The 1,992-nt window shown below is 66.8% G+C and carries 3 protein-coding genes; all 3 read left to right on the forward strand.

Annotation, left to right across the window (positions count from 1 at the left end):
* Positions 1-126 precede the first annotated feature (126 nt).
* Positions 127-276 (forward strand): hypothetical protein, encoded by a 150-nt coding sequence (locus tag AC1DT2_RS21900; protein WP_213947987.1) that lies wholly within the window; start codon positions 127-129, stop codon positions 274-276.
* An 83-nt stretch (positions 277-359) separates the two neighbouring features.
* Positions 360-581, forward strand: coding sequence for a hypothetical protein (locus AC1DT2_RS21905; protein WP_213947986.1), 222 nt, complete (start codon positions 360-362; stop codon positions 579-581).
* A gap of 46 nt (positions 582-627) precedes the next feature.
* The gene (locus AC1DT2_RS21910; protein WP_477298715.1) at positions 628-1,989 is read left to right on the forward strand and encodes a cation:proton antiporter; all 1,362 of its coding nucleotides are present in this window, start codon (positions 628-630) and stop codon (positions 1,987-1,989) included.
* Positions 1,990-1,992: the final 3 nt, after the last annotated feature.

Here is a 1,992-nt window from a genome sequence, read left to right on the forward strand (position 1 = left end):
CGATGTTTCCTACCCGCAAGCGCAAGGCGCACTAGGCGTAGACCACGCTGTCGTCACGTCCCGGGCACGACATCGTCAACCTCATCGAAGCATGGTGCATCCTCCCCTACCGAACGGAGTGCACCCATGGCTAATGAGAAAAATCGCCCGCCGCAGCATCCGGGCCAGAACGATGCGCCGAACGACCAACGCAATCCGACGCGTGAACCCGAGACGGATGCATCGGGCGATCCGCTCGACGACTCGGGCGAAGACAATCATCAGACGAAGAAATAACGCCCTCGGGTGAGAAACGAAGTCGACAAGCGCGGCGGCGACATTCACTATGACGACCTCTACCGATCCGATGCCACGAACCGATGCGCCGAACCCTAGCCGACTTTGCGCCCTGGATCGCCATTGCCCTGGCCATCGGCGTCGCCGCAGCGTACTTCGCCCTGAACGCGCCGAGCGGGCGAGAAACGTACGACGACTGCCTCGCCCGTCTCGCCACCTCCGACGACACTGACGCCACCCGTGCGCTGAATCGTGCGTCGTGTGCGAACAGGCCCCGCTCCCCTTCCGGCGCGGAAAACCCCTAGCTCCCCCTTCGCGCCCGTTTCATGGCCATGCGCCGAGCATCGGCGCATGAGCTACTTCGCATGGATACTCTTCATCGGCGTGCTGCTGGTGACCACGTCCATGGCCGCTGGCGTCATACGTCGCGGCCCTATCACGTCGTTCGCCGTCTATCTCGCCGCCGGCATAGCCGCTGGCCCCGCGCTACTGGGCGTTGCGCGCCTGTCATTCGACCATGACAACGCCGATTGGCTACGCTCGGTGACCGAGACGGGGCTGGTGGTGTCGCTTTTCATCACCGGCCTCAAGCTCCGCGTGTCCTTCCGGCACGGCGCCTGGGTGACTGCCGCACGGCTCGCCGTGCCCGCCATGCTGCTCACCATCGGCGGCCTCACCGTGCTTGCCCACCTTGTCCTTGGCTGGTCGTGGCCTCTGGCGCTGGCGCTCGCGGCGATCCTCTCCCCCACCGATCCGGTGCTGGCCAACCTGGTCTCGGTGGACGACGCGCGCGATGACGATGCCCTCCGTGTCGCCCTTTCGGGCGAAGCCGGCCTCAACGACGGCACAGCCCTACCCTTCCTCCTGCTGGCCCTGGGCCTGATGACGGCGCACACCGGAGACACCGGCCTCTGGATCCGCTGGATCGGCATCGACGTCGCCTGGGGGTGGCTGGCCGGGGCCGGACTGGGCTTCGCCGTTGGCTGGCTGGTTGGCTACGCCGGAACCCATTTGCGCCATGTCACGAAGGACGTGGCACCCAGCGATTTTCTGGCGCTGGGCATCATGGCGTTGGCTTATGCGGGCGCCGAGCTGCTGCACGCATCGGGCTTCCTGGCGGCCTTTGCGGCCGGCGTGGGCTTGCGCCGGGTCGAAGTGCACGTGGCCGGCAAACACTCGGCGCAGAGCGAAGACGCCGCCGCCGACGGCACGACGAACCCTGCGGAGCTGCTCGTGCGCCCCAACGAGCGCAGCACCGCCGGCAACGACCACCCCGTGCAGACCGTGGGCTGGGTGGTCTCGGATGCCCTCTCGTTCGGTGACACGATCGAGCGCCTGATCGGCGCGCTTCTGGTCTTCGTCGTGGGCGTCGCGGTGTTGCCTGTTTTCAGTGGGACGGGTGCGCTCGTTGCCCTCGTCCTTTTCGTGGGCATACGGCCGGCGTCCGTCTGGTTGTCGACGGTCGGCAACGGGCTGCCGTGGCAGCGCCGCCTTCTCCTGGGCTGGTTCGGCATCCGCGGACTCGGCAGCCTGAACTACCTTGCCTACGCCCTGACTCACGGCCTAGTGGCGCGGAACGGCGACGACCTCGCGACCGTGGTCCTGACCGTCGTCGCCCTCAGCATCTTCGTCCACGGCGTGACCACGACGCCACTCATGAACTGGCGGGCCAAAGTTCTCGAGCGCCGACGGCAGGAAACCGTCGCTACGTAGAAC

This window comes from Luteibacter sp. P4_E6 (assembly GCF_056401535.1).